Annotated in this window: 31 protein-coding genes and 3 tRNA genes; 26 read left to right on the top strand and 8 right to left on the bottom strand. The window is 70.5% G+C overall.

The features are described 5' to 3' along the window. The first annotated feature begins 78 nt into the window (after positions 1-78). The 15 genes from IE264_RS31690 (at position 79) to IE264_RS31620 (ending at position 13503) form a co-directional block, all read left to right on the top strand. Positions 79-528, top strand: coding sequence for an NADH-quinone oxidoreductase subunit A (locus IE264_RS31690; protein WP_015610663.1), 450 nt, complete (start codon positions 79-81; stop codon positions 526-528). After that, on the top strand, positions 519-1211 hold the full coding sequence (locus tag IE264_RS31685) for an NADH-quinone oxidoreductase subunit B (protein ID WP_032756491.1): 693 nt from the start codon (positions 519-521) through the stop codon (positions 1209-1211). Before IE264_RS31690 ends, IE264_RS31685 begins: the two co-directional genes overlap by 10 nt. Then, on the top strand, positions 1208-2671 hold the full coding sequence (locus tag IE264_RS31680) for an NADH-quinone oxidoreductase subunit C (protein WP_032756490.1): 1464 nt from the start codon (positions 1208-1210) through the stop codon (positions 2669-2671). The genes IE264_RS31685 and IE264_RS31680 overlap by 4 nt, the downstream gene beginning before the upstream one ends. Then, positions 2668-3636, top strand: coding sequence for a complex I subunit 1/NuoH family protein (locus IE264_RS31675; RefSeq protein ID WP_015610666.1), 969 nt, complete (start codon positions 2668-2670; stop codon positions 3634-3636). Before IE264_RS31680 ends, IE264_RS31675 begins: the two co-directional genes overlap by 4 nt. Beyond that, positions 3636-4193, top strand: a complete 558-nt coding sequence (locus IE264_RS31670; RefSeq protein WP_015610667.1) for a NuoI/complex I 23 kDa subunit family protein — start codon at positions 3636-3638, stop codon at positions 4191-4193. Before IE264_RS31675 ends, IE264_RS31670 begins: the two co-directional genes overlap by 1 nt. After that, positions 4193-4873 (top strand): NADH-quinone oxidoreductase subunit J family protein, encoded by a 681-nt coding sequence (locus IE264_RS31665; RefSeq protein WP_015610668.1) that lies wholly within the window; start codon positions 4193-4195, stop codon positions 4871-4873. The genes IE264_RS31670 and IE264_RS31665 overlap by 1 nt, the downstream gene beginning before the upstream one ends. Then, the gene (nuoK, locus tag IE264_RS31660; protein ID WP_015610669.1) at positions 4873-5229 is read left to right on the top strand and encodes an NADH-quinone oxidoreductase subunit NuoK; all 357 of its coding nucleotides are present in this window, start codon (positions 4873-4875) and stop codon (positions 5227-5229) included. The genes IE264_RS31665 and nuoK overlap by 1 nt, the downstream gene beginning before the upstream one ends. Next, complete coding sequence (locus IE264_RS31655; protein WP_032756488.1) at positions 5226-7226, top strand: NADH-quinone oxidoreductase subunit 5 family protein; 2001 nt, start codon at positions 5226-5228, stop codon at positions 7224-7226. The genes nuoK and IE264_RS31655 overlap by 4 nt, the downstream gene beginning before the upstream one ends. Further along, complete coding sequence (locus IE264_RS31650) at positions 7223-8887, top strand: complex I subunit 4 family protein (RefSeq protein ID WP_190167736.1); 1665 nt, start codon at positions 7223-7225, stop codon at positions 8885-8887. The genes IE264_RS31655 and IE264_RS31650 overlap by 4 nt, the downstream gene beginning before the upstream one ends. After that, a complete protein-coding gene (locus IE264_RS31645; protein ID WP_032756486.1) occupies positions 8884-10449 on the top strand; it encodes an NADH-quinone oxidoreductase subunit N in 1566 nt (521 codons plus the stop codon). The genes IE264_RS31650 and IE264_RS31645 overlap by 4 nt, the downstream gene beginning before the upstream one ends. A 104-nt stretch (positions 10450-10553) precedes the next feature. Then, a complete protein-coding gene (gene mscL, locus IE264_RS31640; RefSeq protein ID WP_015610673.1) occupies positions 10554-11009 on the top strand; it encodes a large conductance mechanosensitive channel protein MscL in 456 nt (151 codons plus the stop codon). Positions 11010-11229: 220 nt separating this feature from the next. Continuing rightward, positions 11230-12093: a zinc metalloprotease HtpX gene (gene htpX, locus IE264_RS31635; protein ID WP_015610674.1), complete on the top strand. Its 864-nt coding sequence runs from the start codon at positions 11230-11232 to the stop codon at positions 12091-12093. After that, a complete protein-coding gene (locus tag IE264_RS31630) occupies positions 12090-12482 on the top strand; it encodes a YccF domain-containing protein (protein WP_015610675.1) in 393 nt (130 codons plus the stop codon). The genes htpX and IE264_RS31630 overlap by 4 nt, the downstream gene beginning before the upstream one ends. A gap of 53 nt (positions 12483-12535) precedes the next feature. Further along, positions 12536-13078, top strand: coding sequence for a nucleotidyltransferase domain-containing protein (locus IE264_RS31625; protein WP_032756485.1), 543 nt, complete (start codon positions 12536-12538; stop codon positions 13076-13078). Between the two features lie 152 nt (positions 13079-13230). Beyond that, positions 13231-13503 carry a GlsB/YeaQ/YmgE family stress response membrane protein gene (locus IE264_RS31620; RefSeq protein WP_015610677.1) on the top strand — a complete coding sequence of 91 codons (273 nt, stop codon included), beginning with the start codon at positions 13231-13233 and terminating at the stop codon, positions 13501-13503. An 18-nt stretch (positions 13504-13521) separates the two neighbouring features. On the opposite strand, the gene IE264_RS31615 is transcribed toward IE264_RS31620, so the two are convergent. From IE264_RS31615 to IE264_RS31595, 5 genes are all read right to left on the bottom strand, one after another. Next, entirely contained in the window at positions 13522-14205 is a 684-nt protein-coding gene (locus IE264_RS31615) for an alpha-ketoglutarate-dependent dioxygenase AlkB family protein (protein ID WP_032756483.1), read from the bottom strand. Positions 14206-14219: 14 nt separating this feature from the next. Continuing rightward, positions 14220-14750: a methylated-DNA--[protein]-cysteine S-methyltransferase gene (locus IE264_RS31610; RefSeq protein WP_032756482.1), complete on the bottom strand. Its 531-nt coding sequence runs from the start codon at positions 14748-14750 to the stop codon at positions 14220-14222. A gap of 203 nt (positions 14751-14953) precedes the next feature. After that, the gene (locus IE264_RS31605; protein ID WP_015610680.1) at positions 14954-15442 is read right to left on the bottom strand and encodes a YajQ family cyclic di-GMP-binding protein; all 489 of its coding nucleotides are present in this window, start codon (positions 15440-15442) and stop codon (positions 14954-14956) included. A 273-nt stretch (positions 15443-15715) separates the two neighbouring features. Beyond that, the gene (locus IE264_RS31600) at positions 15716-16372 is read right to left on the bottom strand and encodes an SDR family oxidoreductase (protein ID WP_032756480.1); all 657 of its coding nucleotides are present in this window, start codon (positions 16370-16372) and stop codon (positions 15716-15718) included. A 34-nt stretch (positions 16373-16406) separates the two neighbouring features. Next, positions 16407-17693 carry an amidohydrolase family protein gene (locus IE264_RS31595; protein WP_032756478.1) on the bottom strand — a complete coding sequence of 429 codons (1287 nt, stop codon included), beginning with the start codon at positions 17691-17693 and terminating at the stop codon, positions 16407-16409. A 255-nt stretch (positions 17694-17948) separates the two neighbouring features. On the opposite strand from IE264_RS31595, the gene IE264_RS31590 reads away from it, so the two are divergent. The 6 genes from IE264_RS31590 to IE264_RS31565 all read left to right on the top strand — a co-directional run bounded on the left by IE264_RS31590 (position 17949) and on the right by IE264_RS31565 (position 20595). Continuing rightward, positions 17949-18021: transfer RNA gene (locus IE264_RS31590), tRNA-Thr, on the top strand. Positions 18022-18066: 45 nt separating this feature from the next. Next, positions 18067-18139 (top strand) — tRNA-Met (locus IE264_RS31585). An 88-nt stretch (positions 18140-18227) separates the two neighbouring features. Beyond that, positions 18228-18392, top strand: a complete 165-nt coding sequence (gene rpmG, locus IE264_RS31580; RefSeq protein WP_003956487.1) for a 50S ribosomal protein L33 — start codon at positions 18228-18230, stop codon at positions 18390-18392. 116 nt (positions 18393-18508) lie between these two features. Beyond that, positions 18509-18961 carry a MaoC family dehydratase N-terminal domain-containing protein gene (locus IE264_RS31575; protein ID WP_015610683.1) on the top strand — a complete coding sequence of 151 codons (453 nt, stop codon included), beginning with the start codon at positions 18509-18511 and terminating at the stop codon, positions 18959-18961. Further along, positions 18961-19389, top strand: a complete 429-nt coding sequence (locus tag IE264_RS31570) for a MaoC family dehydratase (protein WP_032756477.1) — start codon at positions 18961-18963, stop codon at positions 19387-19389. Before IE264_RS31575 ends, IE264_RS31570 begins: the two co-directional genes overlap by 1 nt. 150 nt (positions 19390-19539) lie before the next feature. After that, a complete protein-coding gene (locus IE264_RS31565) occupies positions 19540-20595 on the top strand; it encodes a UDP-N-acetylmuramate dehydrogenase (RefSeq protein ID WP_032756476.1) in 1056 nt (351 codons plus the stop codon). Positions 20596-20621: 26 nt separating this feature from the next. Here the strand turns inward: IE264_RS31565 and IE264_RS31560 are convergent, their stop codons facing one another. Further along, the gene (locus tag IE264_RS31560) at positions 20622-21257 is read right to left on the bottom strand and encodes an NAD(P)-dependent oxidoreductase (protein ID WP_032756474.1); all 636 of its coding nucleotides are present in this window, start codon (positions 21255-21257) and stop codon (positions 20622-20624) included. Positions 21258-21355: 98 nt separating this feature from the next. Between IE264_RS31560 and IE264_RS31555 the strand changes: the two genes are divergently transcribed. Next, the gene (locus tag IE264_RS31555) at positions 21356-21946 is read left to right on the top strand and encodes a TetR/AcrR family transcriptional regulator (RefSeq protein ID WP_015610687.1); all 591 of its coding nucleotides are present in this window, start codon (positions 21356-21358) and stop codon (positions 21944-21946) included. On the opposite strand, the gene IE264_RS31550 is transcribed toward IE264_RS31555, so the two are convergent. Together IE264_RS31550 and IE264_RS31545 are read right to left on the bottom strand one after the other, a co-directional pair. Continuing rightward, positions 21939-22952: an adenosine deaminase gene (locus IE264_RS31550; RefSeq protein WP_032756473.1), complete on the bottom strand. Its 1014-nt coding sequence runs from the start codon at positions 22950-22952 to the stop codon at positions 21939-21941. The two genes, IE264_RS31555 and IE264_RS31550, sit on opposite strands and share 8 nt — an antisense overlap. Positions 22953-23067: 115 nt before the next feature. After that, positions 23068-24294, bottom strand: a complete 1227-nt coding sequence (locus IE264_RS31545) for a pyridoxal phosphate-dependent aminotransferase (RefSeq protein WP_015610689.1) — start codon at positions 24292-24294, stop codon at positions 23068-23070. A gap of 214 nt (positions 24295-24508) precedes the next feature. Here IE264_RS31545 and IE264_RS31540 point away from each other — a divergent pair. The 4 genes from IE264_RS31540 (at position 24509) to rplK (ending at position 26558) form a co-directional block, all read left to right on the top strand. After that, positions 24509-24581 (top strand) — tRNA-Trp (locus tag IE264_RS31540). Between the two features lie 106 nt (positions 24582-24687). Then, the gene (gene secE, locus IE264_RS31535; protein ID WP_015610690.1) at positions 24688-24975 is read left to right on the top strand and encodes a preprotein translocase subunit SecE; all 288 of its coding nucleotides are present in this window, start codon (positions 24688-24690) and stop codon (positions 24973-24975) included. Between the two features lie 73 nt (positions 24976-25048). Continuing rightward, on the top strand, positions 25049-25948 hold the full coding sequence (gene nusG / locus IE264_RS31530) for a transcription termination/antitermination protein NusG (protein ID WP_032756471.1): 900 nt from the start codon (positions 25049-25051) through the stop codon (positions 25946-25948). 175 nt (positions 25949-26123) lie between these two features. After that, positions 26124-26558, top strand: coding sequence for a 50S ribosomal protein L11 (gene rplK, locus IE264_RS31525; protein WP_015610692.1), 435 nt, complete (start codon positions 26124-26126; stop codon positions 26556-26558). Positions 26559-26605: the final 47 nt, after the last annotated feature.

Below are 26605 nucleotides of genomic sequence, written 5' to 3'. Positions count from 1 at the left end.
ATCAGGGCCTAGACTCCCGTGCGTACAGAGGGGCCTCGGATATCTACGGGGCGACAACCGGATGACGAGGAACAAGGGGTGGACGTGAGGGACGTGCCGTACGTGCCGGAAGTGCCGCACGTGACGTACGTGCCGGTCCACCAACAGACCACCCTCGCATCGGAGTACTTCCAGAGCTACTCGGTGGTCGGCCTGCTCGCGCTGGTCGGTGTCCTGTTCGTCGCCGCCGCGTTCGGCGCGGGACGGCTGCTGCGGCCCGTGGTCCCGACCCCGGAGAAGCTTCTGACGTACGAGTGCGGCGTCGACCCGGTCGGTGAGGGCTGGGCCCACACCCAGGTCCGCTACTACGTCTACGCCTTCCTCTACGTCATCTTCGCCGTCGACTCCATCTTCCTGTTCCCGTGGGCCACGGTCTTCGCGGCACCCGGATACGGCGCGACCACGCTGGTGGAAATGTTCATCTTCCTCGGCTTCCTCGCCGTGGGACTGCTCTACGCATGGAAGAAGGGCGTCCTCGCATGGGCCTGACGAGCCGGCCGACCCCGGCAGGACAGCAGCCCGAGCCCTCGGCCGACCCCCAGACGGCGGCCGCGGCGGAACCGGTGCTCCTCCCGGAACCCCAGCGCCTCGGCATCCTCTCGCGGCTCGCACCCGAACCGATGAAGGTGGTCCTCAACTGGGGCCGCCGCTACAGCCTCTGGGTCTTCAACTTCGGACTGGCCTGCTGCGCCATCGAGTTCATCGCCGCTTCCATGGCGCGCCACGACTTCATCCGGCTCGGTGTGATCCCCTTCGCCCCGGGCCCCCGCCAGGCGGACCTGATGATCGTCTCCGGCACGGTGACGGACAAGATGGCCCCGGCGGTGAAGCGCCTCTACGAGCAGATGCCCGAACCGAAGTACGTCATCTCCTTCGGCGCCTGCTCCAACTGCGGCGGCCCCTACTGGGACTCGTACTCCGTCACCAAGGGCGTCGACCAGATCATCCCCGTCGATGTGTACGTACCCGGCTGCCCGCCCCGGCCCGAGGCGCTGCTCCAGGGCATTCTCAAGCTTCAGGAGAAGATCGCGCGCGAGTCCCTGGCGGATCGGTACGCGACCGGCTCCGCCGGCGGAGCCCCGTCCACGGCGGCGCTGCGCAGCGGCCTGGTCACCGCGCCGACGCCACCGGCGAAGGCTCCGGGAACGGAAGTGGGGGAGGAGCAGCGGTGAGCGAGCGTCAACACCGGGCCCACCATCCGTACGACCGGCTGCCGGACGCCGTCACCGAGGTCTTCGGCGAGGAGGCTACGGCGGAGTCGGCCTACGACCTGCTCACCGTCGACGTCCCCGCCACGGAGTGGATCACCGCGCTGCGGACCGCCCGCGACGAACTCGGCTGCAGCTACTTCGACTGGCTCAGCGCCGTGGACGAACCGGGCACCGGCTTCCGCGTTTGCGCCCACGTCGCGGCTCTCGGCGGCGGCACGGTCCGCCGGCTCATGCTGCGCACCACGGTCCCGCACGACGCGGCCGTCCTGCCCAGCGCGATCGACGTCTACGCGGGCGCGGCCTGGCACGAGCGCGAGACGCACGAGATGTTCGGCGTCACTTTCGAGGGCCACCCCGACCTCGCCCCGCTCCTGCTGCCCGAGGGCTTCGAGGGTCACCCGCTCCGCAAGGACTTCGTCCTGGCCGCCCGGGTCGCCAAGGCCTGGCCCGGGGCGAAGGAGCCCGGGGAGTCCGAACACGGCGGCCCCAAGCGCCGCACGATGCTTCCCCCCGGCGTCCCGGACCCGAACGAATGGGGCCCCCTCAAGGGCCAGCTCCCCGCAGCCACGGCCCGCCCGGGCCGCGCCGCCCGCCCGGCAGCGGGAACCGCCGACCGCCCGCCCCGCCGCACCCGCTCGGCGAGCGAGGGCTCGGCTGCGCAACGCCCGCAGACGGGGCCGCCTGGGGCGTCTGCGCCGGAGACTTCTGCGCCTGGGACCCCTGTGCCTGGGGCTTCCGCGCCGGAGGCCCTTGCGCCTGACGCTTCTGCGCCAGGGACGCCTGCGTCCGGGGCTTCTGCGCCCGGGACACCTGCGCCCGGGGCTTCTGCGCCTGGGACCTCCGCGCCCGAGGCCTCCGCGCCCGAGGCCCCCGCGCCCGAGGCTTCCGTGCCCGGAGCTCCCCAGCCCGCGTCGCCGGACGCGGCATCGCCCGAGGCCGTGTCGCCGTCGCCCGCGACCGCACCTCCGGGGGACGCATCGGCCGGTGACGTACCGCCCGAGGCGCCTACGGCCGCCGCCGCGCGCCCACGCCGATCCCGCTCCGCGTCGGACGGTTCGGCGAGCCAGCAGCAGAACGGTCCGGAGGCCTCCGCACCGCGCCCGCCGCGCCGCTCCCGCTCGGCCTCCCAGGGCTCGGCGAGCCAGCGTGCCCGTGCCACGGACGCCCCCTGGCACGATGCCCAACCGGCATTCGACGACCCTTCCTCCCAGCCCCTCCGGCGTTCGAGGAGCGGGGGTCCGGAGGCAGAGCCCCCGGTTCGGGAAGGGGCGGGTAGGGGAGAAGCCCCGCGCAGCGGCCCCACCCCCGACCCCGATTCCGACGCGGCGACGGACGAAGCAACCCCCACCGAGCCCAAGCCCCAGCCGAAGCCCGAGCCGGACCCCGACCACCCCCACCCCGCCGGAGGCGATACCGAGTGAACGACGTGTCCGACGTCGCCCTCCGCCTGGCCATCGTCTTCGTCGTGTTCCTGGTTGCCCCCCTCCTCGTGGGCCAGACCGAGCACAAGGTGATGGCCCACATGCAGGGCCGCCTCGGCCCCATGTACGCAGGTGGCTTCCACGGCTGGGCCCAGCTCGTCGCGGACGGCGTGAAGTTCGCGCAGAAGGAGGACGTGGTCCCGGCCGCCGCCGACCGCCGCGTCTTCCAGCTCGCCCCCGCCGTCGCCCTCCTCCCGTACCTCCTCGTCCTCGTGGCCATCCCCGTCGGCCCCGGCGACGGCGCGGTGGGCCAGGTCATCGACGCGGGCATCTTCTTCGTACTGGCCGTGATGGGCATCGGCGTCCTCGGCTCGCTCATGGCGGGCTGGGCCTCGGCCAACAAGTTCTCCCTCCTCGGCGGCCTCCGCACCGCCGCCCAGCTCCTCTCCTACGAACTCCCGATGCTCCTCGCCGCCGCCTCCGTGGCCATGGCGGCCGGCACGGTCTCGCTCACCGGCATCCTCGACGCCTTCGAGTGGTGGTGGCTGCCCTGGCAGATCGCCGGAGCCCTGGTCTTCTTCGTCGCCGGTCTCGCCGAACTCCAGCGCCCGCCCTTCGACATGCCGGTCGCCGACTCCGAGATCATCTTCGGCGCGTACACCGAGTACACGGGGCTGCGTTTCGCCCTGTTCCTCCTCGCCGAGTACGCGGGCATCGTCATCCTCTGCGCCCTGACCACCGTCCTCTTCCTCGGCGGCTGGCACGGCCCGTTCGGCGCCGACGGACTCGGCTGGCTCTGGACCCTCCTCAAGACCGCCCTCCTCGCGTTCGTCGTCATCTGGCTGCGCGTCAGCTACCCGCGCCTGCGTGAGGACCAGTTGCAGAAGCTCGCCTGGACCACCCTCGTCCCCCTCGCCCTCGCGCAGATCGCGCTCACCGGCATCGTGAAGGTGGCGATCAACTGATGCCCCCGATCCCCGGATCAGGCCTGGCCAAAGGCCTCGCCGTCACCCTGCGCACGATGACGAAGAAGACCGTCACCGCGCAGTACCCCGACACCCAGCCCGAACTCCCGCCCCGCTCCCGCGGTGTCATCGGGTTGTTCGAGGAGAACTGCACGGTCTGCATGCTCTGCGCCCGTGAGTGCCCCGACTGGTGCATCTACATCGACTCCCACAAGGAGACGGTGCCGCCCGCCGCCCCCGGCGGACGCGAGCGCAGCCGCAACGTCCTCGACCGTTTCGCCATCGACTTCTCCCTCTGTATGTACTGCGGTATCTGCATCGAGGTCTGCCCCTTCGACGCCCTCTTCTGGTCGCCCGAGTTCGAGTACGCGGAGACGGACATCCACGAGCTCACCCACGAGCGGGACAAGCTGCGCGAGTGGATGTGGACCGTGCCGGAGCCGCCCGCGCTCGACCCGGGTGCGGAGGAACCGAAGGAGATCGCCGCCGCCCGCAAGACGGCCGACAAACTCGCCGCGCAGCAGGCTCAGCAGAGTGAGGAGGGAGGAACCCCGTGATGCACTCCGTCGCACCCTCCGTGCTCGCCGCAGCCGTCGCCGACCACCCCGGTTTCCTCTCCCCGACCGGCGTCGAGATCGCGTTCGTCCTCGTCGGCCTCACCACCCTCGGCGCGGCCGTCATCACCGTCACGACCCGGCAGCTGGTGCACGCCGCCCTCTGGCTCGTCGTGGCACTCGGTGGACTGGCCGTCGAATACCTCCTGCTCACCGCGGAGTTCATCGCCTGGGTGCAGGTACTGATCTACGTCGGTTCCATCGTCGTCCTCCTCCTCTTCGGCCTGATGCTCACCCGGGCCCCCATCGGCCGCTCCCCGGACGCCGACTCCGGCAACCGGTGGATCGCCCTCGGCGTGGCCCTCGCCTCGGCGGCCGCGCTCGTCTGGGTCGTCGTGGACGCCTTCCGCACCACCTGGATCGACCTCGAAGGACCGGCCCAGGGCTCCACCGCCGTCACCGGAGCCTTCCTGTTCCGGAACTGGGTCCTCCCCTTCGAGGCGCTCTCCGTCCTGCTGCTCGCCGCCCTCGTCGGCGCCATCGTCCTGTCCCGCAAGCACGACACGGACACCGCAGTCCGACGGGACACCGCAGTCCGGCCGGACACCGCAGTTCGACCCGACCCCGCCGTCCGACCCGCCCCGGACCCGGCCGACCGACGCGGCAAGGAGGAGCAGAGCTGATGCACCTGGCCTATCCCGCCGTACTCGCCGTCCTCCTCTTCTGCACCGGCCTCTACGGCGTCCTCGCCCGCCGCAACGCGATCCTGGTCCTGATGTCCGTCGAGCTAATGCTCAACGCCGTCAACCTCAACCTCGTCGCCTTCGACGTCTGGCTCCGCGACACCCTCCACTCCGGCCAGGCCCTCACCCTCTTCACCATCGCCATCGCCGCCGCCGAGATCGGCATCGGCCTCGCGATCGTCCTCGCCGTCTACCGCAACCGCGGCTCCTCCGACATCGACCGGCTCCGCGACACCGCCGAGACCGACGACGCCGAAACAGCAGGGAGCACCACGAACGCAGAGGCCACCTCGTGACCACGACGACCCTCGCCGCCCTCGTCCCGCTCCTCCCCTTCCTCGGTGCCGTCGCCGGACTCGCGCTCGGCCGCACCGCCCCAGGCTTCGTCCGCCCCCTGGCGATCCTGCCGACGCTCACCGCAGCCGTCATCGCCGTGATCGTCGCCGTCCGCCAGGGCGGCGGCCGCGCCATCGACGCCGCGACCCAGCTCACCCCCACCGGGGCCGTCCCCATCGACCTGGCCCTGCACCTGGACGGCTTCGCGGTCCTGGTCGCCGTCCTCGTCGGGCTCGTCGCCACCTGCGTACAGCTCTACTCCACGGCCTACCTCCGCGACGACGCCCGCTACCCCTCCTACGCGGCCCTGGTCTCCCTCTTCACCTCCGCGATGCTGCTCGTCGTCTACTCCGGCGACCTCATGGTGCTCCTGGTCGGCTGGGAGATCATGGGCATCTGCTCGTACTTCCTGGTGGGCCACTACTGGGAGACCCCCGAGGCCCGCGCGGCCTCCCTCAAGGCCTTCCTCGTCACCAAGCTCGGCGATGTCCCCTTCCTGATCGGCCTGTTCGCCCTGGCCGCCGACACCGGCAGCTTCCGGATCACCAAGATCCTGGCGGCCGTCACCAACGGCGGCCTGGACCACCCCACCCTCATCGCCCTGCTGCTCCTCGCGGGCGTCGCCGGGAAGTCCGCGCAGTTCCCCCTGCACACCTGGCTGCCCGACGCGATGGCCGGGCCCACCCCCGTCTCCGCGCTCATCCACGCCGCGACGATGGTCGCCGCCGGGATCTACTTCGTGGCCCGGATGCTGCCCGTCTTCGCCGCCTCCGGCGCGGCCCTCACCGTCCTTGCCGTGATGGCGGCCGTCACGATGATCGGCTCCGGACTCGCCGCCCTCGCCCAGGACGACATCAAGCGCGTCCTCGCCTACTCGACCATCGGCCAGCTCGGCTACATGTCCGGCGCCCTGGCCGTCGCCGACCGCGGTGCCGCCGTTTTCCACCTGATCTCGCACGGTGCGTTCAAAGCCGTCCTCTTCCTCGCCGCCGGCGTCGTCATCCACGCAGCCGGCACCAACTCACTCGCCGCCATGTCCCGCATGGGCGGCCTCGCACGCCGGATCCCCGACGCCTACTGGACGATGACCGTCGCCCTCCTCGCGCTCGCCGCCATCCCGCCGTTCGCCGGCTTCTTCTCCAAGGAAGCCGTCCTCGTCGCCGCCGAGCACACCGCGCTGGGGGACCGGACCGTCGCCCCCGCCGCCGCAGGCTGGACGATCCTGATCGCCGGGCTGCTCGCCGCCGTCCTCACCGCCGCCTACGCCACCCGCCTCTGGCTCCTCGCCTTCCGCGGCCGCGGCGCCGAACTCCCCGACCACGGCAAGCAACCCCTCGCCATGACCTCCGTCCTGTGGATCCTGGCCGTCCCCACCATCGCCTTCGGGCTCACCGCCGGCGCGATCGGCGACTGGTTCGACGGGCACACCCTCACCCCGTCCCTCACCACGGCCGTCCTCTCCACCGGCGTCGGCCTCGTCGGCGGGCTCGTCACCTACGGGGCCTGGCGCCACACCACGGCGCTCGCCGCCCGCACCCCCATCGGCGCCGTCGCCGCCCACCCCGGCGCCGAACCCGCCCTCGTCGAAGCCGAGGCCATGACGTCCCACACCGCCGCCTACGGCACCATCGCGGACGCCCCCGACCCGGCCGACCCCGGACGCCTTCTCCTGGGGCCGCTCCACCGCCACGCGGTCACCGGCTTCCACCTGGACGCCCTGTACACGGCGGTGTTCGTCCGGCCCGTCCAAGGAGCCGCCCGCCTCGTGCGCTTCCTGGACCGCACGGTCGTCGACACCTACGTCAACGGATCGGGTGCCGTCACCCGCCTCCTCGGCACCGCCGTACGCCGCGCCCAGACCGGAAACGTGCAGACCTACCTCAGTGCCCTGCTCGCCGGTTCCCTCGTCCTGGCGATCGCCGCCGTCGTCTTCGCCAACGTCAACGCGGGGTCGTGACCGTGATCGATATCAGCCCGTCCGTGATGCAGTTCCTTCTCGCGTTCATCGTCGTCGTCCCGCTCCTCGGCGCCGTCGCGGCCCTGCTCCCCGCCCCGCCCGGGCTCAGGGGAAAGAACCCCGACCAGGCCGTGCTCCGCCACGGCGTGACCGTGACCGGCGCCGTCCTCATCGCCGCGATCGTCCTGACCGCCGGCTTCGACCACGACCACCCCGCCACGATGCAGGCGACCACCGACATCAGCTGGATCCCGGCACTCGACGTCCGCATCCACCTCGGCATCGACGGCATCTCGCTCCCCCTCCTCCTGCTGACCGCGCTGCTGACCTTCCTCTGCGCGCTGTACAGCTACTTCAAGCTGCCCGCGGGCCCCTCACCGAAGGCGTTCGTCGCCCTCGTCCTCGTCCTGGAATCCGGCACCCTCGCCACCTTCGCCGTCCTCGACCTGCTGCTCTTCTTCCTGGCCTTCGAGATGGTCCTCATCCCGATGTACTTCCTCATCGCCCGCTGGGGCGGTGACCAACGGCGCGCCGCCGCCTGGAAGTTCATCCTCTACACGCTGCTCGGCTCGGTCGTCATGCTGCTGGGCCTGCTCCTCATCGGGCTGAAGAGCGGCACCTTCGACATGGTGGCACTCGCCACTGACAACGGCCGCGGCCTCACCACATCCGTGCAGGTCACCGCCGTTCTCGCGATCGGCATCGGCCTCGCCGTGAAGACCCCGATGTGGCCCCTGCACAGCTGGCTCCCCGACGCCCACACCGCCGCCCCGACCGTCGGCTCCGTGCTCCTGGCGGGCGTCCTGCTGAAGATGGGAACGTACGGATTCGTCCGGATCCTGCTCCCCATCACCCCGGACGGCATGCGGACCTTCGCGCCCTACCTCGCCGCGTTCGCCGTCGTCGGCATCGTCTACGGATCGCTCGCCTGCCTGGCTCTCGCCCGTAACGGCGCCAAGGGCGACCTCAAGCGGCTCATCGCGTACTCCTCCGTCGGCCACATGGGCTTCGTGCTCCTCGGCATCGCCACCATGACCCCCACCGGAGTCAACGGCGCGCTCTTCGCCAACATCGCCCACGGACTCATCACCGGCCTGCTGTTCTTCCTGGTCGGCGCCATCAAGGACCGCTACGGCACCGCCGACCTGGACACCCTCGCCGGCGCCACCGGAGCGGCCCTCTACGGCCGGGCCCCCCGCCTCGGCGCCCTGCTCGCCTTCGCCGCCGTCGCCTCGCTCGGCCTGCCCGGACTCGCCGGATTCTGGGGCGAGATGCTCACCCTGTTCGGCGCCTACAGCCCCGCCGAAGGGCTCAGCCGCCCCGCGTTCCGCACCTTCATGGCCATCGGCGCGTTCGGCACCCTGCTCACCGCCGCGTACATGCTGATCGTGGTCCGCCGCGTCTGCATGGGCGAGCACACGCCCCACTCCCAGCTCTCGCCCGGCGCCCCGCCCACGCAGCCGGCCGACGCGCCCCGGACGCCCGGTCCCGCCGGAGCCCCGACGGCCACCACCCCGCAGCTCGCCGACATCCAGAGCTACGAAGCCGCCGCCTGGACCCCGCTCGCCGCCCTCACCGTCCTCGCCGGACTCTGGCCCGCGGTCCTCCTCGGCCTCACCGACCCCGCCGTGCAGAAGCTCCTCGCAGGAGGCAAGTCGTGACCGCGGACCTCAGCAGCCCGGGCGCCCTCACCACAGCGGCCGACACGGCCCCCAGCGTCGTCCAGACCATCGACTGGCTCGCCGTCGCGCCCCCCACCCTCACCGCGCTGGCCGCCCTCCTCGTCCTCGTCGCCGACCTCTTCCTCCCCGAGCACCGGAAGAAGCTCCTCGGCTACGGAACCCTCACCGCCCTCGCCGCGGCCCTCGCCCTCCTCATCCCGCTGCGCGCCGGAGACCGCTCCACCTTCTGCGTCACCACCGGCGCCCAGGCGTGCAGCTACACCGCCGACCACTTCGCCCTGGTCATCCAGGCCCTCGTCCTCGGCGGCGCCTTCCTCACCGCCCTGCTCTCCCTCGACGACACGCGCAAGCTCCCGGCGGGCGAGTACTGGTTCCTGCTCCTCGCCTCCGCGGCTGGCGCCGCCCTCCTGCCCGCCTCCCGCGACCTCGCCACCCTCGTCGTCGCCCTGGAAGTGGCCTCGCTGCCCGCCTTCGCCCTCGTGGGCATCAAGCGCGGCGACCGGCGCTCCTCCGAGGCCGCGCTCAAGTTCTTCCTCTCCTCCGTCGTCGCCACCGCCGTCATGCTCCTCGGCGTCAGCTTCGTGTACGCGACCACAGGGACCCTGCACCTCACCGAGATCGCCGCCCACCTGGACGACGTACCTCCGGTGCTCGACACCCTCGCCGCCACCGGCGTCGTCCTCACCCTCGTCGGCTTCGCCTTCAAGACCGCCGCGGCCCCCTTCCACTTCTGGGTCCCCGACACCTACGTGGGCGCACCTCTCCCGATCGCCGCCTACCTCTCCGTGGTCGGCAAGACCGTCGGTTTCTCGGGCCTCATCCTCGTCACGGTCGTCGCGTTCCCTTCTTATGCCGACGTCTGGGGGCCGGCCGTCGCCGTCCTGGCCGCCCTCACCATGACCGTCGGCAACGTCGCGGCACTCCGCCAGAACACCGGCCGCGCCCGCAGCGCCGTGCGGCTCCTCGCCTGGTCCTCCGTGGCCCAGGCCGGCTATCTGCTCGTCCCGATCGCCGCCGCCGCGTACGCCGGCGACGAACGGATCGGCTCCACCGTGGCGTACGCCCTCATGTACGCCGTCGTGAACCTCGGCGCCTTCGCCGTCGCGGCCCTGGTGGCCCGTACGAAGCCCGGCAACCGCATCGCCGACTACCGGGGGCTGTACGCCACCCGGCCCCTCGCCGCCCTCACGCTCGGCTTCTTCCTGCTCTGCCTGGCCGGACTGCCGCCCGGCATCATCGGGCTCTTCGCGAAGGTCACCGTCTTCTCGGCGGCCGTCGACGCGGGTCTCGGCTGGCTCGCCGTCGTCATGGCCGTCAACGTCGTGATCGCCCTCTACTACTACCTTCAGTGGACCGCGATCCTCTTCAGGAGCCCGGAAAACCCGGAGACGGCAAGCGGAACAGCGGCATCCGAACCGCCGCACCGATTCCGCCCCCCCGCCCCGCTCACCACGGCAATCGCCCTCACCGCCCTCGCCGGAATCCTCCTCTCCGGCGCCCCGCAGCTCGTCCTGAGGTTCGCCGCCGTCAACCTCTTCTGACGCGAAAGATCGGTTTGCCCGTGGGCGCTGCCACAGGGCAAGGTCATGGCTGCATACGTCCCCGTACACGACGAAGACGTACGAAATCCATAGAGGAGAGAGCAGTGCTGAACGGGTTCAAGGACTTCATCCTGCGCGGAAACGTCATCTCGATGGCGATCGGTCTCGCCGTCGGAGCAGCCTTCACCGCCGTGGTCACCGGCTTCAGCAACGCCTTCATCACCCCGCTGATCGGCGTCGCCACCCGCGGCACCGGAGACTTCAGCAAGGCCTTCTACGAGGTCGACGGAGTGAAGTTCCCCTACGGCCTCTTCGTCAGCGCCGCGATCGCCTTCCTCATCACCGCCGCGGTTCTCTACTTCTGCGTCGTGGTGCCCATGGCCAAGGTGCAGAACCGCTTCGCCAAGGAGGAGGAAGTCGACATCAAGGCCGCCCTCCGCGACTGCCCGCGCTGCTTCAGCGCGATCCCCGCCGTCGCCTCCCGCTGCGGCCACTGCACCAGCGAGGTCGAGCCCGACCCCGAGGCGCTCTCCCTCGCCAAGCTCCCCGTCCAGCGCTGACGCACGCACGCCCCCCGCCACCCGTACGGCCCAGTGCCGCGCCGTACGGGCCAGGGGCCCGATCCGGCCGGATCACGCCGGAGCGGCCCCGCCCTCCGGGCCCACGCACAAGGGAACTAGCTCCCCTCGCCTGGCGTTGACCAGTACGGGAGGCTCCACTGGGGGAGTGGAGCACCACCATGCAAAGGGTTCCCCTGCTGCACCATTTGGAGGGCGTACCGTGCACCGCCGGCACAACGGGCTGAAAACCGCCGTACTCCTCGGGGGCCTGTCCGCACTCATCATCATCATCGGCAGCTTCTTCGGACGTACGGGCCTCGTCATCGCCCTCGTCGTGGCCGTCGGCACCAACGCCTACGCCTACTGGAACAGCGACAAACTGGCCCTGCGGGCCATGCGGGCCCGCCCCGTCAGCGAATTCGAGGCGCCACAGCTCTACCGGATCGTCCGCGAGCTCTCCACAGCCGCCCGCCAGCCGATGCCCCGTCTCTACATCTCGCCGACCCAGGCGCCCAACGCCTTCGCCACCGGCCGCAATCCGCGCAACGCGGCCGTCTGCTGCACCGAAGGCATCCTCCAGATCCTCGACGAACGGGAGCTGCGCGGGGTCCTGGGCCATGAGCTCAGCCACGTCTACAACCGGGACATCCTCATCTCCTCCGTCGCCGGAGCCCTCGCCTCCGTCGTCATGTTCCTGGTCAACTTCGCCTGGCTCATCCCCATCGGCCGCTCCAACGACGACGAAGGCCCCGGCATCCTGGGCATGCTCCTGATCATGATCCTGGGCCCGCTCGCCGCCTCCGTCATCCAGCTCGCCGTCAGCCGCTCCCGCGAGTACGAGGCCGACGCCTCCGGAGCGCAGCTCACCGGGGACCCGCTCGCCCTCGCCAGCGCCCTGCGGAAACTCGACGCAGGAACGAAACAGCTCCCGCTGCCCCCGGAGCCCCGGATCGAGACCGCGAGCCACATGATGATCGCGAATCCCTTCCGCCCCGGACAGGGGATGTCCAAGATGTTCTCCACCCATCCGCCGATGGCGGAGCGCATCGCCCGACTGGAACAGATGGCAGGTCGCCGCCCATGAAAACCATCCTGAACATCATCTGGCTCGTCCTGTGCGGTTTCTGGATGTTCCTCGGCTATCTCCTCGCAGGCGTCCTGCTCTGCATCACCATCATCGGCATCCCCTTCGGCCTGGCCGCCTTCAGGATCGGGGTGTACGCGCTCTGGCCCTTCGGCTACACCGTCGTCGACCGCAGGGACGCCGGATCGCCCTCCTGCGTCGGCAACGTCCTCTGGCTGATCCTCGCCGGATGGTGGCTCGCCCTCGGCCACATCACCACCGGCATCGCCCTCTGCATCACGATCATCGGCATCCCCCTGGGCATCGCCAACTTCAAGCTCATCCCCGTCTCGCTCATGCCCTTCGGCAAGGAGATCGTCCGCACGGACCAGCCGTTCACCTCTTACTAGGACCTGGGAAACGCGGCTGACGAGACCGGAGCGACCGCGTACGCTCCCCAGCCGTGGACAGGCAACGCACGGACCGACAGCTCCGGCTGATCGCCGAGACGACCCGGATCGCCGACGCGCTCGGCGTGGACCTCTGGCTCCGCGGCGGCTGGGCCGTGGACTTCTTCCTCGGCTCACCCACCCGCGACCACACGGACATCGACTGGTTCGCCCGGATACGGGACGCCGAACCGCTCACCGATGAGCTGCTGCGGTCGGGTTGGGCGGCGCTCCCCGGTCCACCCGCCGACCAGCAGCGCGACTTCGGGAAAGAGGGCGAGGAGAGCAGCTTCGCCCTGCTGAGCGAGGACGACCGCGGCCACACGCTGGTCGCGGGCGGCCCCTGGGCCGGTGAACGGTGGCCGGACGGCATGCTCGAAGGCCCGCTCGGCCGTATCGGTCCGACGGCCTGTCCGGTCATCAGCCCGGCCGCCCAGACCGAGATCAAGCGGATGACGCCGGTCTGGATCCCCGGCCGCCCGCGCCGGGCCAAGGATGCCGAGGACATCCGCGTACTGGAGACGGCCCTACGCGACGGTGCTGGGCCGAACCGGTAGCAGCCCGGCGGCGCACCGCGACGGGTGCGTGCCCTGCCCGCTGACCTGGCCCTCGGCCACTCCCTCCTCGTCCACCGACGGCACCCACGCAACCGAACACACGCTCGCTGCGTCTTGTGTTCCAAGACCGAGCAAGGGGTAGGAGCAGCGACATGAGCATTGTCGGTTGGATCATTCTTGGGCTGCTCGCCGGAGTCATAGCCAAAATCCTGCTCCCGGGCCGCGACCCGGGCGGCATCATCGGGACCACCATCATCGGCGTCGCCGGTGCCTTCGTCGGAGGCTGGCTCTCCAGCCAGTTCCTCGACCGTCCCATCAGCAACGACTTCTACGACACCGCGACCTGGATCGCCGCCATCGCCGGATCCCTGGTCCTGCTGATCCTCTACCGGCTGCTCTTCGGCAACTCCCGCGAACGCCGCTGACCGCACCGCTCCCGGGGCTCAACTCAGCCCGGTCTCCCGCAACGTCACATTCAGCCGGCCCGCCCGCATCCCCGCGGCCGGGTCGGCCGAACCGGCGTACACCTTCGGCACCCCGTGGAACGCGAAGCGCGACGGGCCGCCGAAGACGAAGAGATCCCCGGACACCAACTCCACGTCCTTATAAGGCTGCCCGCGACCTTCCGGGTTCCCGAAGCGGAACACGCACGTCGCCCCGATGCTCAACGACACCACAGGAGCGCCCGACCGCTCCTCCCTGTCCTGGTGCATCCCCATCCGCGCCGCGTCGTCATAGAAGTTGATGAGCGCGGTGTCCGGAGTGAACGCCTCCGCCGCGCCCTCGACCCCGTACGCCTCCGCCACCGCCGCACGCCCCAGCGCGACCAGCCACTGAGGCACCGCCGCCACCGGGGCGCCGTTCACATCGTCGGCGGTACGCGTGTACCGATAGGGCTGCCAGTGCCATCCCAGGCACACCGTCCGCACCGACATCACACCGCCGCCCGGCAGCACCGTGTGCCGCAACGGAACCGGCCCCCGCGCCCACTCCCGGCACGCCGTCACCAACTCCCGCCGCCGCTCCACCGAGAGCCACTCGGGGACGTGCACGGCACCCGGAGCGACCACCTGCCGGGGCCGCGGAAACAGCCCGCCCGAAGCCGCCGGAACCCCACGCGAGGCCATCCGTCACACCACCCTCAGCCGCCGGTCCCCGCAACGCGCTCCACACACGCGGCCCCTTCGAGCCCCAGCAGCAACTGCTTGCGCTCCAGGCCGCCCGCGTACCCCCGCAACGCCCCGTCCGCGCCGATCACCCGATGGCACGGCCGCACGACCAGCAACGGGTTGCGCCCGATCGCCGTCCCCACCGCCCGCACCCCCGCACCCGAGGCCCCGACCTGCGCGGCGACCTCCCCGTACGACAGGGTCTGCCCGTACGGGATCGACTCCAGCACCTTCCAGACGCGCCGCTGGAACTCCGTACCGACGCCCTCGGCGAACGGCACATCGAACCGCGTCGACCGCCCCGCGAAATACGCCTCCGTCTGCGCGACGACCCCCGCGAACAGCTCGGGCGCCGGCAGCCAGCCGTCCTGGACGACCGTGCCGCCCTTCTGCCCGGGCACGGACAACGACACCAGCCGCAGCCCCTCGGCCGTACCGTCCGACTCGCCCACCAGCAGCAACTCGCCCAGCGGACTCGCCACCCGCGTGTACACCGTCGTCACGACCGCTCACTTCCCTCACTGCCGAAACCGCCGAATCACACGGCCAGTCTGCGCCCCGCCCCGCACGCCGGGCTGGCGGATTCCGGACACCGCGCCCGGCGTACGGCCACGTCCCCGGAACGCGAAGAGGCACGCCGTCCGGGCCGGCCCCGACGATGTGCCCCTGTTCGCTCACGAACTGCCCTACTGGTTCACGAACCGCCCTACCGGTAGTTCACGTACTGGATGGCGAAGTCGAGGTCCTTGTCCTTCAGCAGCGCCTGCACCGCCTGCAGGTCGTCGCGGCTCTTCGAGCTGACGCGCAGCTCGTCACCCTGGACCTGCGCCTTGACGCCCTTGGGACCCTCGTCGCGGATGATCTTCGCCACCTTCTTGGCGTTCTCCTGGGAGATGCCTTCCTCGATGGTCGCGAAGATCTTGTACTCCTTGCCGGAGAGCTGCGGCTCACCGGCGTCCAGCGACTTCAGCGAGATGCCCCGCTTGACCAGCTTGGACTGGAAGATGTCGAGGATCGCCTTGACCCGCTCCTCGCCGTTCGCCTCCATCAGGATCTTCTCGCCGGACCACGAGATCGAGGCGCCCGTGCCCTTGAAGTCGTAACGCTGGGAGATCTCCTTGGCGGCCTGGTTGAGGGCGTTGTCGACCTCCTGCCGCTCGACCTTCGAGACGATGTCGAAACTGGAGTCGGCCATGACGTGTGGCTCCTTGCGTCGAATGTGCGTGGGATACAGCGCAAAGCCTAGCCACCGCCGCACCCTCCGGCTGCTGATCAATGAGGTGGCGGAGCACCCCTGGCCATCAGGTATTGTTTACGTCGTCGCCAAGGAGCTCACCAGTGGAGATCCGACGCGTCGTTCGAGGCGGTGTGGCTCAGCCTACCCAGGTTCGAACCCTGGCGCCGCCACGCGAACGAAGCCCCCGACCGGTCCATCCGGTCGGGGGCTTCGTCGTTGTCCGCCACTGCGTCAGTTGCCCGCGACGTCCTTCACGGCCACCGTGACCGGCACATTGCCGGAGATGACTTCGAGGGTCAGGCCCGCCGTCGCCGGAGTGTCCAGCAGCTCCAGGATCGTGGCGGCCACATCGTCGCGCGAGATCGGCCCGCGGCCCGCCGAGGCGGCGAGGAGGATCTGTCCGTTGCCCGCGTCGTTGGTGAGCATTCCGGGGCGCAGGATCGTCCAGTCGAGCGCGGACCGGGAGCGTACGTCGGCGTCCGCCGCGCCCTTCGCCCTCAGGTAGACGTCGAACACCTCGTCGCCCGGGTGGTCGGGGTCGGCGCCCATGGAGGAGACGACGATGTACCGGCGTACGCCCGCGGCTTGGGCCGCGTCGGCGAACAGGACGGCGGCGCCCCGGTCGACGGAGTCCTTGCGGGCGGTGCCGCTGTTCGGTCCGGCGCCCGCCGCGAAGACGGCCGCGTCGGCGCCGCGCAGCACCTCCGCGGTCTCCTCGACGGAGGCCGATTCGAGGTCCAGCACGGCGGGTTCGGCGCCGATATCGGTGAGTTCCTGGCTCTGTTGGGGGTTGCGGATGATCCCTACGGCTTCATCCCCGCGTGCGGCGAGCAGCCGCTCCAGCCGCAGTGCGATCTGTCCGTGTCCACCTGCGATGACAATGCGCATACCTCCGACCGTACGCCCGGCGGCCGCCCCGCGCTCAGCTCTTGGGCCCGGCACCGGAGTCGGGTCGTCCCTGACGGGGGAGATCGGGGCCGGTGTCGGTGTCGGAGTCGCAGTACTCGCGTACGGCGCTGGTGCGCGCCACGACCCGGCCGCGGTGGATGACGATCCGGCTGTAGGCCAGGGAGAGCACGGCGGAGAGCCGTTCGCCGCGTACGGCGAGGAGTTCGGCGGGGAAACCCGCCTCCACGCGGACATCGGGCAGGCCGAGGGCGGCGCGGGCGGTCGTGGAGACCATGGCGTAGGCGTGTTCGGCGCGCAGGCCGTGTTGCGAGGCGAGGAGGTACGCGGCTTCGAGGGGGTCGCCGCGGCCCACAAGGTTGGCCGTGTCGCGGAGTGCGCCGCTTCCCGCCGCCACGCGTACGCCCGCGGAGCGCAGGAGGCGCACGGGGGCGGTCGTGCGGCGTTCGGAGCCGGCGCAGCCGCCCTGGGGGAGGCAGACGACGGTGATACCGGCGGCGGCCAGCTGGTCGGCGGCGCGGGTCGCGGTCTCCAGGGGGAGGTGGGCGAGGCCGGCGCACGGGCCGAGGGTGACACCGGGGCGCAGACCGCCGGCCATGGCGGCGAGACGGGCGAGACGGGTCGGGTCGTCGCCGTCGGTGTGCAGGTCGACGGGGCAGCCGTGTTCGGCGGCGACCTCCAGGACGGCCGCCGTGTAGCCGGTGGGGTCGGGGTCCAGGTCGGGGCAGCCGCCGACGACTGCGGCGCCCATCTTCAGCGCGTCGCGGAGCATGGCGAGGTTGTCGGCTCCGGCGACGCCGGTGAGGAGGCGGGGGACGGCGACGGCGGTCAGGTCGGCGAGGCCGCGCAGGGCCCGCCGGGTCTGCAGGACGGCCTCCAGGGCGGCGAGCCCCTGTACGTCGCCGATGCGGACGTGGGCGCGCAGGGAGGTGGCCCCGTGGCCGAGCTGGAGGAGGGCGGCCTCGGTGGCGCGGCGCTGGATGTCCTCGGCGCGGTGGGAGGCGGGCCCCGGGCCGTCGGGCCCGGTGCTGTCGGCGGTCAGGGCGGTGTCGCTGTGGGCGTGGGGTTCGGCCGGGGCGGGGAGCAGGAGGTAGCCGCGCAGGTCGATGCGGGGGCCCCGGGAGGCGAGGCTGCCCGCGGTGCCGACGGCCTCGATACGGCTGCCGCTGAGGCGTACGTCGACGGCGCGGCCGTCGGTGAGACGGGCGCCGGTCAGGACGAGGGCGGGGGCGGGATCGGTGGTGGCCGCGTCGGCGCTGTCGGGCGCGTTGTCGTCGGGCCGCCGCGGCTGGCTGTCAGGCATCGCGCTCCTGGGAGGGGTGCAAGATCACACGGAGTGGGTCGAGCCTAGGGGCGTGCGCGGGCGGCTTCCGGGAGGAGCGCAATAGTCGTACCGGTGCGCCTGTGCCGACCCGGGGAGGGGCTCCGTCCGGAAGAGGGCGCGGGGTGGATCAAGGCCTGATCAGGGGGTGTGGGCGGACCCGGACCGACGGCCCGAGCGGGGTGCCGAAACGGATTTGGGCGATCGGCCGGGGACCGTGTAATGTCTTCCTCGCTCGCCCCAATAGCTCAGTCGGTAGAGCGTCTCCATGGTAAGGAGAAGGTCTGCGGTTCGATTCCGCATTGGGGCTCTGGTGATCGGGAAACCCCGCTTCGGCGGGGGGACTCATCATCAAAGCGGTGTAGCTCAGTCGGTAGAGCAAGCGGCTCATAATCGCTGTGTCACCGGTTCAAGTCCGGTCACCGCTACTAACGGTAGCCGATTGTTGGGTCGGTCCTTCGATCGGCTACTCTTTTATGCGTTCATCCGTCCATCGTCCGTCCAAGGAGCACTCACGTGGCTGCCACCGACGTCCGCCCGAAGATCACGCTGGCCTGCGTGGAGTGCAAGGAGCGGAACTACATCACCAAGAAGAACCGGCGTAACAACCCGGACCGTCTTGAGATGAAGAAGCACTGCCCGCGCTGCAACTCGCACACCGCGCACCGCGAAACGCGCTGAATCAGGCTCGTACACGAGGCCGTCCCCTCTGGGGGCGGCCTCGTGTCGTTGTACGGGGCGCGTCCCCGCACAGGGGCGTGCCCTTATTCGTCTTTCCATCAGGAGGTAGCGAGCTCATGGCGCTCGACCAGTCCTTCGTGGGGCGGACGTATCCGCCCACCCCGGCGTACGAGGTCGGCCGGGAGAAGATCCGCGAGTTCGCCGAGGCGGTGGGTGACAGCCATCCGGCGTACGTCGATGTGGAGGCGGCCCGCGCGCTCGGCCATCCCGATGTGATCGCGCCGCCCACTTTTGTCTTCTCGATCACCTACCGGGCCGCCGGCGAGGTGGTGCAGGACCCGCAGCTGGGCCTGGACTACAGCCGGGTCGTCCACGGCGACCAGAAGTTCTCGTACGTGCGTCCGGTGCGGGCGGGGGACCGGCTGACGGTCACGTCCACGATCGAGGCCATCAAGTCCCTCGCGGGCAACGACATCGTGGACATCCGCGGGGATGTGCACGACGAGGCCGGCGAGCTGGTGGTCACGGCCCTCACGAAGCTGGTGGCACGCGCCGCCGAGGAGGCGTGATGACGGCGAAGGTGTCTTACGGGTCGGTCGAGGTCGGCACGGAGCTGCCCGCACAGTCGTTCCCGGTGACGCGGGCCACGCTCGTGCAGTACGCGGGAGCGTCCGGCGACTTCAACCCGATCCACTGGAACGAGAAGTTCGCGCTCGAGGTCGGGCTGCCGGACGTGATCGCGCACGGCATGTTCACTATGGCCGAGGCGATCCGCGTGGTCACCGACTGGGCCGGGGATCCGGGCGCGGTCATCGACTACGGGGTGCGGTTCACCAAGCCGGTCGTCGTGCCCAACGACGACAAGGGCGCGTTGATCGAGGTCAGCGGCAAGGTCGCGGCCAAACTGGAGGACAACCTGGTCCGGGTGGACCTGGTGGCCATGTGTGACGGCAAGAAGGTGCTGGGCATGTCCCGCGCCGTCGTCCGGCTCGCCTGAGGTTCACGCAGCAGCCGTACGGCCATTCCGGCTCGCCTGAGGCCCACGCGGAAGCTGTACGGCCCTCCGGGCCGCCCGGAGTCCACGCGCAACCTGTACGGTCCGTGGCCCCGCCCGAGCGGCGGGGGCACGGACCGTACTCTTGTCCCCGTGCAGGAACTCCACGATGCCCCCCTCGCCCCCCTGACCACCTTCCGGCTCGGCGGCCCCGCCACCCGCCTCCTGACGGCCACCACCGACGCCGAGGTGGTCGCAGCCGTCCGCGAGGCCGACGCGAGCGGCACCCCGCTGCTGGTCATCGGCGGCGGGTCCAATCTGGTCATCGGCGACAAGGGCTTCGACGGCACCGCACTGCGGATCGCCACGAAGGGGTTCACGCTCTCCGGTACGTCGCTGGAGCTGGCGGCCGGTGAGGTCTGGACCGACGCCGTGGCCCGGACCGTGGAGGCGGGTCTCGCGGGCATCGAGTGCCTGGCAGGGATCCCGGGCTCCGCGGGCGCGACGCCCATCCAGAACGTCGGGGCGTACGGCCAGGAGGTGTCCTCCACCATCACGGAGGTCGTCGCCTACGACCGGCACACCCGGGAGACGGTGACCATTCCGAACGCGGAGTGCTCCTTCTCGTACCGGCACAGTCGCTTCAAGGCCGAACCTGACCGCTTCGTGGTGCTCCGTGTCCGATTCGGGCTGGAAGAGGCGGCCGGTCTCTCCGCGCCCCTCAGGTACCCGGAGACCGCCAGGGCCATGGGCGTCGAGCAGGGCGAGCGCGTTCCCGCCTCCGCCGCCCGGGAAACCGTGCTGAAGCTGCGCGCCGGCAAGGGCATGGTCCTGGACCCGGACGACCACGACACCTGGTCCGCGGGGTCCTTCTTCACCAACCCGATCCTCGAAGCGGCCGCGTTCCAGGACTTCGTGGCCCGGGTCCACGAGCGCCTCGGCCCGGATGTGACGCCCCCGGCGTTCCCCGCCGAGGACGGCCGCACCAAGACCTCGGCGGCCTGGCTGATCGACCGGGCCGGCTTCACCAAGGGGTACGGCAACGGCCCGGCCCGGATCTCCACCAAGCACACCCTCGCCCTCACCAATCGCGGCGAGGCCACCACGGAGGACCTCCTCGCGCTGGCCCGTGAGGTCGTCGCCGGGGTCCACGCGGCGTTCGGCGTCACCCTGGTCAACGAGCCGGTGACGGTAGGCGTCTCCCTATAGGCGTGCGCGTGACCCTATGAGGCAGCTCAGTAGGCGACGCCCACGCCCTGCTTCACGGCCGCCGGGTCGTCGATCAGCCCCAGCATCGCGTGCGCCACATCGGCCCGGGAGATGGCCCGGCTGCTGACGGGCGCGCCGCCCACCGCCTTGCGGTAGGTGCCCGTGCACGGCCCGTCCGTCAGCTTCGGAGGCCGTACGGAGGTCCAGTCCGTGGCGCTGCGCTCCAGCGCCGCCTCCATTCGCGCGAGGTCCGCGTACACCTCCGCCAGAACCGCCCCGACCGCCTTGCGCGCCACCCGGTCCACCAAGGGCTCACCGGCCGGTACCGGACCGACCGGCACCGCGCTCACCACCAGCAGCCGGCGCGTCCCCTCGGCCTCCATCGCATCGATGATCCGCCCGGTCAGCCGCTCGGCGATCCCGTCGGCCTTCCGGCCGCGCGAACCCAGCCCCGAGAGCACCGCGTCCCGCCCCGCCACCGCCGCCCGCACCGCCGCCGGATCGTCCAGCCGGGCGACTGCGTGCAACGCCGCGCGATCCAGCGGCTCCGGGAGCCGGTCCGGGTCGCGGACCACGGCCGTCACCTCGTGGCCCGCCGCCAGCGCCTGCCCCACGACCTCCTGACCGATGCCGCCGGTCGCTCCGAACACGGTGATTCTCATAGCGCGCCCCCTGGTGGGTGAGTGTTCACTAACCTCTAGGATGAGTGGCCTCCCACCCGAGCGTCAAGATTTCCGGGTCACGGCCTGTTGGAGCACACATGGATCAGAAGCCCGCCCGCGTCCGGATCGTCGACGCGGCGCACGAGCTGATGCTCTCCATCGGCCTCGCCAGGACCACCACCAAAGAGATCGCCAAGGCGGCCGGCTGCTCGGAGGCAGCGCTCTACAAATACTTCTCCGGCAAGGAGGAGCTGTTCGTCACCGTTCTCGCGGAGCGGCTGCCCCGGCTCGGGAACCTCCTCGGAGACCTGCGCGCAGGCGAGGGCAGCGTCGAGGGCAACCTCACCGACATCGCCCGGGTGGCCGCCCTGTTCTACGAGCAGACCTTCCCCATGGCCGCGTCCCTGTACGCCGAACCTCAGCTCAAGCGCCGCCACGAGGAGGGCGTAGGAGGACTGGAAGCCGGGCCCCACCTGCCGATCCGGCAACTCGACGCCTATCTGCGCGCCGAACAGGGCGCGGGCCGGGTCCGGGCCGACGCGGACACCTACGCCGCCGCCTCCCTGCTGCTGGGCGCCTGTGCCCAGCGGGCCTTCGCCTACGCCGCGCTCCCGGGCGGCGAGCCCCCGCAGCCCCTGGACGACTTCGCCGCCTCCCTCGCCCGCACCCTGCTGGGCGGGATCAGCTAGCCAGCCAGTCGTCGATCCCCGACAGCAGCTTGTCCCGTACGTCGACGGGCGCCGCCGATCCGCGCACCGACTGGCGGGCCAGCTCGGCCAGCTCCGCGTCGGTGAAGCCGTGGTGGCGGCGGACGAGCTCGTACTGCGCGGCGAGACGTGAACCGAACAGCAGCGGGTCGTCCGCGCCCAGCGCCATCGGCACTCCCGCGTCGAACAAGGTGCGCAGGGGTACGTCCGCGGCCTTCTCGTAGACGCCGAGCGCCACATTGGAGGACGGGCAGACCTCACAGGTCACCTGGCGCTCGGCCAGCTGTGCCAGCAGCCGGGGGTCCTCGGCGGCCCGGACCCCGTGGCCGATGCGCGAGGCGTCCAGGTCGTCCAGGCAGTCGCGCACGCTGGAGGGGCCCGCGAGCTCCCCACCGTGCGGGGCCGCCAGCAGACCCCCCTCACGGGCGATGGCGAAGGCCCGGTCGAAGTCCCGGGCCATGCCGCGCCGCTCGTCGTTGGAGAGCCCGAAGCCGACGACGCCCCGGTCCGCGTACCGCACGGCAAGCCGCGCCAGGGTCCGGGCGTCCAGCGGGTGCTTCATCCGGTTGGCGGCGATCACCACGCGCATCCCCAGTCCGGTGTCCCGGGCGGCGCTGTCCACCGCGTCGAGAATGATCTCGATCGCCGGGATCAGTCCGCCGAGCAGCGGGGCGTACGAGGTGGGGTCGACCTGGATCTCCAGCCAGCCGGAGCCGTCCGCGACGTCCTCCTGGGCGCTCTCGCGGACCAGGCGGTGGATGTCCTCGGGGGACCGCAGGCAGGACCGGGCGATGTCGTAGAGCCGCTGGAAACGGAACCAGCCGCGCTCGTCGGTCGCCCGCAGTTTCGGTGGCTCACCGCCGGTCAGCGCGTCGGGGAGGTGGACCCCGTACTTGTCGGCGAGTTCGAGCAGGGTGGTGGGCCGCATCGACCCGGTGAAGTGCAGGTGCAGGTGGGCCTTGGGCAACAGACGTACATCACGCTCCATCGGAAGATCCTGCCGCACGGGCGGGCCGCAGCGGAAGCCGCTTTCCTCTTTGGAGTGGGACCGGGACGAAAAGAGCCCCCGGCCGAGGCGGCCGGGGGCACAATTCCGCGGGCTGTCAGGCCTTGGCCTCGCCCAGCAGCTTCTGGAGCCGGGAGACGCCCTCGATGAGGTCGTCGTCGCCCAGTGCGTAGGAGAGGCGGAGGTAGCCGGGGGTGCCGAAGGCCTCGCCCGGTACGACGGCGACCTCGGCCTCGTCCAGGATCAGGGCGGCGAGCTCGACCGAGTCGGCCGGGCGCTTGCCGCGGATCTCCTTGCCGAGCAGGCCCTTCACCGACGGGTAGGCGTAGAACGCGCCCTCGGGCTCCGGGCAGAGCACGCCGTCGATCTCGTTGAGCATCCGCACGATCAGGTTGCGGCGGCGGTCGAAGGCGGTGCGCATCTCCGCGACGGCGTCCAGCGGGCCGGAGACCGCGGCGAGCGCGGCGACCTGGGCGACGTTGGAGACGTTGGAGGTGGCGTGCGACTGGAGGTTGGTCGCGGCCTTGACGACGTCCTTCGGGCCGATGATCCACCCCACCCGCCAGCCGGTCATCGCGTACGTCTTGGCGACGCCGTTGACGACGATGCACTTGTCGCGCAGCTCGGGCACGATCGCGGGGAGCGAGGTGAACTTCGCGTCGCCGTAGACGAGGTGCTCGTAGATCTCGTCGGTCATGACCCAGAGGCCGTGCTCGACGGCCCAGCGGCCGATCGCCTCGGCGTCGGCCTCGCTGTAGACCGCGCCGGTCGGGTTGGACGGCGAGACGAAGAGGACGACCTTGGTCCGCTCGGTGCGCGCGGCCTCCAGCTGCTCGACGGAGACCCGGTAGCCGGTGGTCTCGTCGGCGACGACCTCGACGGGGACACCGCCGGCGAGCCGGATCGACTCGGGGTAGGTGGTCCAGTACGGGGCGGGGACGATGACCTCGTCGCCCGGGTCGAGGATCGCGGCGAAGGCCTCGTAGATGGCCTGCTTGCCGCCGTTGGTCACCAGGATCTGGCTGGCGTCGACCTCGTAGCCGGAGTCCCGCAGGGTCTTCTCTGCGATGGCGGCCTTGAGCTCGGGGAGCCCGCCGGCCGGGGTGTAGCGGTGGTACTTCGGGTTGCGGCAGGCCTCGACCGCGGCGTCGACGATGTAGCCGGGGGTGGGGAAGTCGGGCTCGCCGGCACCGAAGCCGATCACCGGGCGCCCGGCGGCCTTGAGGGCCTTGGCCTTGGCGTCGACGGCGAGGGTCGCGGACTCGGAGATCGCACCGATGCGGGCGGAAACCCGGCGCTCGGACGGAGAAGTTGCAGCGCTCATGGGCCCCATGCTCCCAGACCGGAAAACCCGTCGGCACACGGGTTTCAGGGACCGGACAGGACTTGTACGGGAACCGGACAGGACCGGTCGGTAGTTGTCTGTTCGACGCAGAGCCGCTGAGCACGTACACTCACCTGTCGTTGGCCTTCACCAGCCGCACCGTTCCTGCACCCGGGCACCGGGAAAGATGCGGTAGGTTGGTGGAAACCACCAAAGGGTCGTAGCTCAATTGGTAGAGCACTGGTCTCCAAAACCAGCGGTTGGGGGTTCAAGTCCCTCCGGCCCTGCTACACACTCCTTCGCCAGGATGTGTGCGCATGTACGTACTTCATTGCACAGCCGTGCGGCTCCACCGGGCGCGGCACGGCCACGACCCGGAATCAGGTGAGTAGCGTGACGGACGCCGTGGGCTCCATCGACATGCCTGATGCTGAGGATGAATCCCCCGAGTCGCAGAAGAAGACTCGGAAGGGCGGCAAGCGCGGCAAGAAGGGTCCTCTGGGCCGGCTCGCGCTGTTCTACCGCCAGATCGTCGCCGAACTCCGTAAGGTTGTTTGGCCGACTCGCAGCCAGCTGACGACATACACCAGTGTGGTGATTGTGTTCGTCGTTGTCATGATTGGTCTTGTTACCGTTCTTGACACGGGATTCGCGCGGGTCATCAAGTACGTCTTCGGCTGAGCCGGCGGAAGGCGTCCGACCGGCGCCCCCACCGCACGTTCCACCCCTTTGTATCCAGGAAGAAGCAGCCATCGTGTCTGACCCGAACCTGAACGACGCCGTCGAGCCCGAGGCTGGCGCCTTCGAGTCCGCCAAGGACGAGCTCGGCATCGTTGAGGCTGCTGATTCCGAGAAGCCCGATCAGGCCGAGGCCGCTGTGGACGCCGTCGCGGACGAAACGGTCGAGGCCGATGAAGACGCCGCGGTCGCCGAGGACGCGGAAGCCGTCGAGGCCGACGTCGAGGCCGAGGCCGACGACGAGAGCACGGACGACGACGAGAGCGCCGACGAGGAAGAGGCCGAGCCGGCCGCCCCCGTCGACCCCGTCACCGCCCTGCGCGAAGAGCTCCGCACCCTCCCCGGCGAGTGGTACGTCATCCACACGTACGCCGGTTACGAGAAGCGCGTGAAGGCCAACCTGGAGCAGCGCGCCGTCTCCCTCAACGTGGAGGAGTTCGTCTATCAGGCCGAGGTGCCTGAAGAGGAAATCGTCCAGATCAAGAACGGCGAGCGCAAGAACGTCCGGCAGAACAAGCTCCCCGGCTACGTGCTGGTGCGCATGGACCTGACGAACGAGTCCTGGGGCGTCGTGCGGAACACGCCGGGCGTCACCGGCTTCGTGGGCAACGCCTACGACCCGTACCCGCTGACCCTGGACGAGATCGTCAAGATGCTCGCCCCGGAGGCCGAGGAGAAGGCCGCCCGCGAGGCCGCCGAGGCCGAGGGCAAGCCGGCTCCGTCCCGCAAGGTCGAGGTCCAGGTGCTGGACTTCGAGGTGGGCGACTCGGTCACCGTCACCGACGGCCCGTTCGCGACGCTGCAGGCCACGATCAACGAGATCAACGCCGACTCGAAGAAGGTCAAGGGCCTCGTCGAGATCTTCGGCCGCGAGACCCCGGTCGAGCTCAGCTTCGACCAGATCCAGAAGAACTAGCGCTTCCGCCGGTTTCTGGACACATGCCTACCCAGCAGGTCAGAGGGGCTTCGCAGCCCGTCTGACCTGCTTGGTTTTTGGTCGCACAGCTATACCCGTTATCGTTGTGCGGTATGCCTCCATCCGGATGACCGGAATCGGCGGCGAAACACTCTCATAGGACCCGGAGAGAGCAATGCCTCCCAAGAAGAAGAAGGTCACGGGGCTTATCAAGCTCCAGATCAACGCCGGTGCGGCGAACCCGGCCCCGCCGGTCGGCCCCGCGCTCGGTCAGCACGGCGTCAACATCATGGAGTTCTGCAAGGCCTACAACGCAGCGACCGAGTCGCAGCGTGGCATGGTCGTGCCGGTGGAGATCACGGTCTACGACGACCGCTCCTTCACCTTCGTCACGAAGACTCCGCCGGCCGCCAAGCTGATCCTCAAGGCCGCGGGTGTGGACAAGGGCTCCGGCGAGCCGCACAAGACCAAGGTCGCCAAGCTGACGGCTGCCCAGGTCCGCGAGATCGCCACGACGAAGCTCCCCGACCTGAACGCCAATGACCTCGACGCCGCGTCGAAGATCATTGCCGGCACCGCCCGCTCCATGGGCATCACGGTCGAAGGCTGATTCAGCCCCGTAACCCCCAGTGGTAGGACCAAGCGCTGGTCCGCACC

This window comes from Streptomyces microflavus (assembly GCF_014650075.1).
Taxonomy (GTDB): domain Bacteria; phylum Actinomycetota; class Actinomycetes; order Streptomycetales; family Streptomycetaceae; genus Streptomyces; species Streptomyces microflavus.
Note: the sequence above shows the minus strand (reverse complement) of the source record. Positions and strands in the feature narration are given on the sequence as shown.

Bases quoted from the DNA above. Each gene is read 5' to 3' on its own strand.
- IE264_RS31685 (WP_032756491.1), top strand. From the start codon at position 519: ATGGGCCTGACGAGCCGGCCGACCCCGGCAGGACAGCAGCCCGAGCCC.
- IE264_RS31670 (WP_015610667.1), top strand. From the start codon at position 3,636: ATGCCCCCGATCCCCGGATCAGGCCTGGCCAAAGGCCTCGCCGTCACC.
- IE264_RS31665 (WP_015610668.1), top strand. From the start codon at position 4,193: ATGCACTCCGTCGCACCCTCCGTGCTCGCCGCAGCCGTCGCCGACCAC.
- nuoK (WP_015610669.1), top strand. From the start codon at position 4,873: ATGCACCTGGCCTATCCCGCCGTACTCGCCGTCCTCCTCTTCTGCACC.
- IE264_RS31630 (WP_015610675.1), top strand. From the start codon at position 12,090: ATGAAAACCATCCTGAACATCATCTGGCTCGTCCTGTGCGGTTTCTGG.
- IE264_RS31620 (WP_015610677.1), top strand. From the start codon at position 13,231: ATGAGCATTGTCGGTTGGATCATTCTTGGGCTGCTCGCCGGAGTCATA.
- IE264_RS31615 (WP_032756483.1), bottom strand. From the start codon at position 14,205: ATGGCCTCGCGTGGGGTTCCGGCGGCTTCGGGCGGGCTGTTTCCGCGG.
- IE264_RS31605 (WP_015610680.1), bottom strand. From the start codon at position 15,442: ATGGCCGACTCCAGTTTCGACATCGTCTCGAAGGTCGAGCGGCAGGAG.
- IE264_RS31600 (WP_032756480.1), bottom strand. From the start codon at position 16,372: ATGCGCATTGTCATCGCAGGTGGACACGGACAGATCGCACTGCGGCTG.
- IE264_RS31595 (WP_032756478.1), bottom strand. From the start codon at position 17,693: ATGCCTGACAGCCAGCCGCGGCGGCCCGACGACAACGCGCCCGACAGC.
- IE264_RS31575 (WP_015610683.1), top strand. From the start codon at position 18,509: ATGGCGCTCGACCAGTCCTTCGTGGGGCGGACGTATCCGCCCACCCCG.
- IE264_RS31570 (WP_032756477.1), top strand. From the start codon at position 18,961: ATGACGGCGAAGGTGTCTTACGGGTCGGTCGAGGTCGGCACGGAGCTG.
- IE264_RS31560 (WP_032756474.1), bottom strand. From the start codon at position 21,257: ATGAGAATCACCGTGTTCGGAGCGACCGGCGGCATCGGTCAGGAGGTC.
- IE264_RS31555 (WP_015610687.1), top strand. From the start codon at position 21,356: ATGGATCAGAAGCCCGCCCGCGTCCGGATCGTCGACGCGGCGCACGAG.
- IE264_RS31550 (WP_032756473.1), bottom strand. From the start codon at position 22,952: ATGGAGCGTGATGTACGTCTGTTGCCCAAGGCCCACCTGCACCTGCAC.
- IE264_RS31545 (WP_015610689.1), bottom strand. From the start codon at position 24,294: ATGAGCGCTGCAACTTCTCCGTCCGAGCGCCGGGTTTCCGCCCGCATC.
- rplK (WP_015610692.1), top strand. From the start codon at position 26,124: ATGCCTCCCAAGAAGAAGAAGGTCACGGGGCTTATCAAGCTCCAGATC.